Origin of the sequence: Armatimonas sp., assembly GCF_043757465.1 — a bacterium.
In the GTDB taxonomy this organism is placed as follows: Bacteria; Armatimonadota; Armatimonadia; order Armatimonadales; family Armatimonadaceae; genus Armatimonas.
The window spans coordinates 1-5,518 of record NZ_JAYVPL010000093.1 but is presented as its reverse complement, the minus strand read 5'-3'; the positions used below and the strand labels follow the sequence as shown (position 1 = coordinate 5,518).

The window sequence follows — 5,518 nt, the reverse complement described above, 5'->3', positions numbered from 1 at the left end:
CCTTCACAGGGTTATGGAGTACAATCCGTATGAAAATGCTTCACTACACATTTTGCAAGGCGGGAATTTTGCCCCCGCTCAACCCATGACTGGAGTTTGGATAGGCTCGTCGAAGCCCGCTGCGGGCAGTGCGCCGAACTGTATCATGACTTCACCCCTTGCTTGGCAGGGGCACGCGGGAAGAGCAGATGGTTCTCCAAATGGATCTCACTCAGAACGCTCTCAATTGTAGAACGGTCTCAATTGCATCTTTCTCTTTTACTTTCTCGGGTCTGTACGGATGTCTAGCTTCTGCTCGATTGCCTTGCCGTCCACGCTGAGCCTGAGTGTGTAGGTTCCAGGGGCGACCCAGGCTCCCTTGGCGGTGGGGGTGTTTCGCCAGATCGCGTCCATGCCCAGGCCCCGCGCCGGTGCGAATGTGCGCAGGTTCCAGACCAGCCGATGTGCCCCCGCTTGGAGGGGGAGGCTTTGCCAGGGGCGTGCCCAGCGTGGATCTACCGTGAGCTTGAGGGGATCAAGCCCCTCGGGTTTATCGTCGCTGCTCCAGCGACGCACGACAGCTCCCTGGGCGTCCAGCGCTTCCAGCGTGACTAATCTTGCCGACGAGGCAAGGTAGTAGTCGAGCGGGACACCATCGGGCGGGTTCTGGCCCGCGGGCTCCTCTGGGGGAACGGGCGTGTCGGAGTTGCGGTTCCACTCCACCAGATAGCCCACTGTCGGCGCGTAGAGGTCGGTTCGAGTCTCGGAGAGCTGCCGGAGCGTGGTGACGGAGTCCAGGATCCAGAACGAGCGCCCGTGCGTGCCCACCACGATATCGTCGCCGTGTACCACAAGGTCACGGATGGAGGTCGCGGGCATGTTCAGTCGCAGTGGGTTCCAGTGCGCCCCATCATCGCTGGAGAACCAGACCATGCGCTCGGTGCCGCAGTAGAGAAGGCCGGGCTTTTTGGGATCTTCCCGAACGGTGTTCACCGGCGCATTGTCGGGCAACCCTCCGACAATCAGCTTCCAGGTCTTGCCGAAGTCATCGGTTTTGTAGATATAGGGCTTGTTGTCATCGCAGCGCAGGCGATTCACGGCGGCATAAGCTCTGCCCGCCACAAAGTGGCTCGCTTCCAGCTGGGCGATCTTGCTCCACGACGTGATTTCGGGCGGCGTGATATTACTCCAGGCGACTCCCTCATCGCGGGTCAGCCAGAGCAAGCCGTCGTCGGTGCCGCACCAGATCACTTTTGCGTCTAGTGGCGACGGTGCCACGGCGTAGATCACTCCCCGGCGCTGCATGGTCTTGCCCTGGTCGGAGACGGCGGCAAACGGGGTGGGGACATCCCAAGTCTCGCGGCTTAAGTCCGGGCTGATGGCCTCCCAGCTCGCGCCGCCATCGCGCGTTTTGAGCAGGCGGTTGCTGGCGAGTAGCAGTAGATGTGGGTCCGCCTCGGAGAAGAGCATCGGCATCGTCCGTAAGTAGCGCAGACCCTCGATTTTTGGCCGGACATCGGTGATCTCTCCGGTCTTACGGTTATACTTCGAGCCCTTGGAGCCGTAGATAATGTCCGAGTTGAGCGGGTCGGGCGCGATATAGGCATACTCCTCCGCACCGACAGGGTGCCAGTCGCGGAAGGTAATTTGCCCGTCTTGGCCCCGGCTGGCAATCCCCACCGAGCCGCTCTCTTGCTGGCCACCGTAGACCCAGTAGGGGAACTGATTGTCGGTGATCACGTGATAGAACTGCGCCGTGGGTTGGTTGTACCAGGAGCTCCAGGTCTCCCCGCCATTGACGGAGACGGTCGCCCCCTGATCCGCGGCGAGCAGAATGAGCTGTGGATTCTGGGGGTTGATCCAGATGCTGTGGTAGTCATCGCCGCCCGGTGCCCCCTTAAGGCAGACAAAAGTCTTCCCGGCGTCTACGGATTTATAGAGAGACGTATTGGCAGCGTAGACTGTGTGCGGGCTCTTGGGATCAACGCGCACCTCGGCAAAGTCGCTGCCACGGCTCCAGAGGCGTGGCTCGGCGTTGGTGAGCTGCCAGGACTTTCCTCCATCATCGGAGCGGTAGATCCCTCCGTTTTTTGTGGCATCCACTGTGGCATAGAGCCGCTTGGAGTCGAAGACCGAGAACCCGATGCGGCCCAGGCCTTGCGCAATCGTGGGCAGTCCTTTGATGAGCGCCGTCCAGGTCGTGCCGCCGTCGGTGGACTTGAAGAGCCCGCTGGTCGTGCCCTGCCAGGTGCCGTTTTCCCAGGGAGCCTGGCGAGCGGCCCAGAGCGAGCAGTAGACCGTCTGCGGGTTGGTCGGATCCAGCGCCACCTCGACCGCCCCCGTGTTGGCATCTTTGTAGAGCACGCGCTGCCAGGACTTGCCCCCATCAAGTGTGCGAAAAAGCCCACGGGTCGTATTGGGGCCGTACGGGTGCCCGAGCACGGCGGCAAAGGCTCGGTCGGGGTTCCTCGGGTCTACGCAAAGATCGCTGATCTGCCAGCCGTCTTTGAGGCCCGTGTTGACCCAGGACTTGCCGCCATCGGTGGTTTTGTAGACCCCGTCGCCCACGGAAAGATCCGGGCGCTGGAGGCCCTCGCCGCTCCCCACATAGAGCGTGGTCGGTCGGCTCTGTGCCACGGCAAGGCAGCCCACACTGCCGGTGGGCTGGTCATCAAAGATCGGCTTCCAGGTGTGCCCGTAGTCCGTGGTCTTCCAGACACCGCCGTTGTTCACTCCAATAAAGAGCACATTGGGCTGTCCAATAATCCCCTCCGCCCCAACCGTACGACCGCCACGGTGGGGGCCAATACAGCGCCACTGTAGGCAGTCGTAGCGTTGCTGTGCAACTTGTGCCTGCGCCCGAAGCATAAACGGCGCACTAAGCACAAAGACGGCGAGGCTAAAGAGAGAGGCAAGAACTTTGGAAAGCATACACCATTATTCCACAACCTCCCCAAAGGCGTGGGGCAGGCCCACGGTCTGGGCGAGAGCGCGAATCCAGCTCTCGGCCTCGCTCGGTGTCTTTTGGTAGTCCCTGCGGCGGTACGCATCCAGTTGTGCCGCAAGGGCCGCAAGGTGCTGCCGCTGGACGTGCGCCAGCCAGCGAGCAGTGCTATCCATGGACGCGATCTCAAGCAGGCGAAGAAAGTGAGGCAGGCAGGGAAAGTGAGGCAGGCAGGCGTGGGCGCGACAGAACCCCTGGGAGCGTGCGAGCCGCTGGTGGATGTCCGGTGCAAGCGTGAATCCATTGAGGAGGGAGCTGAAATAACGCCTTGCTGTCTGCGTGACCAGTGCACAGAAAGGGCAGTACTTGCTGGTGCAGGCCCGCCGGAAGTCTACAAGAAAAAGCGTGTCGGTCACGGCGTTAGGTTCTCGGTCACGGCGCTAGGTTCGCGGAGCCAGCTTCATCAGAAGCGCTTCGGTCGCGAGCTGGGCGTTGGCGTTGCGGGCCAGATGACGACGGGATTTAAAGAGCGCCTCAAGGCAGGCGGCAAGCTGCTCGGGGCGGTACTTGGCGGCGGCCTCACGCGCTTGTGTGCGGCGATCCGCGTGAAGAATCGGGGCATCCGGGCCGCGCAACGAGAGCTGGAGCAGATCGCCGTACCAGGTGGCGAGCACATCGAGCGCCCGGCCCATGTCACCGCGCGACGATTTCTCCTCGGGTTCCTCTTCACCTTTTTTGGCTTTGGGCGGCGCGGAGAGCTTGCGCAGATCCTCGGCGAGGCGAAACGCCGCGATTGGGGGGGAGAGCGCGATCCGGTGCGCGAGGTCTAAAAGGGCGCCGCGCTGGTCTTTGAGCTCGTCGGTCTCGGCGAGGCGGAACGCACGGCCCGGTGCCCCCTCGGCGTAGGCGGCAATGGTTGCGGCATCCGCGATGCCACGAGCAGTGAGCGCCTTTTGGATCGTGGTACGGGCAACGGCGGAGAAGCGCACGACTTGGCAGCGCGAGAGAACGGTGGGAAGGACACTGGTGACGCTGGGGGCGCAGAGCACGAACTGAATGTAGCGGGGCGGCTCCTCCAGTGCCTTGAGCAGGGAGTTGGCCGACTCCTCGTTGAGTGTCTCCGCCCGCTCGATGAGATAGACGCGGCGGGGGGCGTTGATGGGGGCAAAGCTAAGATTCTCCAGAGCGCCGGTGGGGTGCCCTGGGCGGTTCCAGAGCTGCCAGATGCGGGTCAGCTCACCGTCGGGCGCAATGCGTGTCAGATCCGGGTGCTGGTTCTCCCCGATGCGCTTGTTGTGCACGGGGGTGTTGCCAAAGAGCGCCCGCACAAACGCCAGCGCGGTCGTGGTCTTCCCCACGCTCTCCGGCCCCACAAACAGATAGACCTGCGGCACGGCATCGCGCTCCAGCGCCGCTTTGAGGCTTGCAATGGCAGTTTCTTGACCCAGGATCTCCGAGAAAGGCATGGGCTACGTTATACCCTACCAGCCCGTCTTGCCTTCCAGTACCACGGTGCTACCTTGGAGATTTGTGATCGTTCCCAGCGGCTCGCGCCAGTTTCTTCCTCCTTGGCGCTGCTCTAGTGCGACAAACCGGGTGCCCTCCGGAGACGTCAGTCGGGTCTCGTCTGAGTTGCAGGGGCGCAGGATCTTCTCGGCGGGATTCCAAACACTTTCGTCAAACAGCACCCCTTTTCCATCGGGGAAGAAGCGCAGGGGATTATGGCCATTAAAATAAGGGGTCTCCTGGACGGTTTGCTTTGCCAGTGCTTTGTTTGTCGGCCACTCGCGCAGGATTAGCTGGTTGCCCTGGTAGACCACAAGGCGCTTGCCATCGGGCGACAGTGCGCAGCCGTGGAGGATGTCGGTGCGGGAAAAGTGCAGCTTGCCGTGGGGCTTGCCACTCTGCGCATCCCAAATCTCCAGGATACCACCGTCCATCGCCACCAGGATTTCTTTGTCGTCTGAGGTGAACGGTACAGGCATCAAAAGTGAGTGGCTGCCGTAGCTCGCGTGCGGTAATGGTCGCCGCCGTGCCTGTCGGCCTGTTGTGGTGTCGTGAAACGCCAGATGGTCGTAGCGATTGAGCACGAGAGTCTTGCCATCGTGGGAGAGGCTGAGGGCATCGTTGTTGTTCAGGTTATCCTTGAGCTCCTGCCGCCAGAGCCGCCGACCGGTTTCGGCATTCCAGGCCGTGAGCACGCCGCCCCAGTGGTTTGGTGTGTAGTCCCCCCCGATTCCGTAGAGAATTTTCCCGTCCGGGGAAAAGACGGCGCCCTCGACATTTTCCCCGGGGTAGCCGGAGTAGGAAACCATCTGGCCGATACTAGCCAGGGTGAAAATCACTCCCAGGCAGCCTAGGGAGCGCGTGAGAGATTTGGGAGCATTTACCATCCGGTGGTTCCCTCCAGGGTGACCAGTGCCTTCCCCGTTCGCACGTCCAGAATCCGCCCGATGGGCTCGTGTACGACCGCATTGCCCCAGCGGGATACCGTGAGCTGGCGGTGTTCCGACCGATTTTGACTGCGCTGTAGCGACGCACCGGCCCCGGAAAAGCGATGGCCTCTGGGGAATATCTGGGGTTTGGGCGCGGTGG

The 5,518-nt window shown here is 62.1% G+C and carries 5 protein-coding genes; all 5 read right to left on the bottom strand.

Annotated elements, in window-relative coordinates; genetic code table 11:
- Positions 1 to 258 precede the first annotated feature (258 nt).
- The gene (locus ACH2ED_RS12350; protein ID WP_395091433.1) at positions 259 to 2,910 is read right to left on the bottom strand and encodes a WD40/YVTN/BNR-like repeat-containing protein; all 2,652 of its coding nucleotides are present in this window, start codon (positions 2,908 to 2,910) and stop codon (positions 259 to 261) included.
- 6 nt (positions 2,911 to 2,916) lie between these two features.
- On the bottom strand, positions 2,917 to 3,339 hold the full coding sequence (locus ACH2ED_RS12345) for a hypothetical protein (RefSeq protein ID WP_395091431.1): 423 nt from the start codon (positions 3,337 to 3,339) through the stop codon (positions 2,917 to 2,919).
- A gap of 24 nt (positions 3,340 to 3,363) precedes the next feature.
- Entirely contained in the window at positions 3,364 to 4,389 is a 1,026-nt protein-coding gene (locus ACH2ED_RS12340; RefSeq protein WP_395091430.1) for an ATP-binding protein, read from the bottom strand.
- Positions 4,390 to 4,404: 15 nt separating this feature from the next.
- Entirely contained in the window at positions 4,405 to 5,316 is a 912-nt protein-coding gene (locus ACH2ED_RS12335) for a WD40 repeat domain-containing protein (protein WP_395091428.1), read from the bottom strand.
- The coding region (locus ACH2ED_RS12330) for a hypothetical protein (protein WP_395091426.1) at positions 5,310 to 5,518 on the bottom strand (209 nt) is incomplete at its 5' end. The genes ACH2ED_RS12335 and ACH2ED_RS12330, both read right to left, overlap by 7 nt.

Bases quoted from the DNA above. Each gene is read 5' to 3' on its own strand.
- ACH2ED_RS12350 (WP_395091433.1), bottom strand. From the start codon at position 2,910: ATGCTTTCCAAAGTTCTTGCCTCTCTCTTTAGCCTCGCCGTCTTTGTG.
- ACH2ED_RS12340 (WP_395091430.1), bottom strand. From the start codon at position 4,389: ATGCCTTTCTCGGAGATCCTGGGTCAAGAAACTGCCATTGCAAGCCTC.
- ACH2ED_RS12335 (WP_395091428.1), bottom strand. From the start codon at position 5,316: ATGGTAAATGCTCCCAAATCTCTCACGCGCTCCCTAGGCTGCCTGGGA.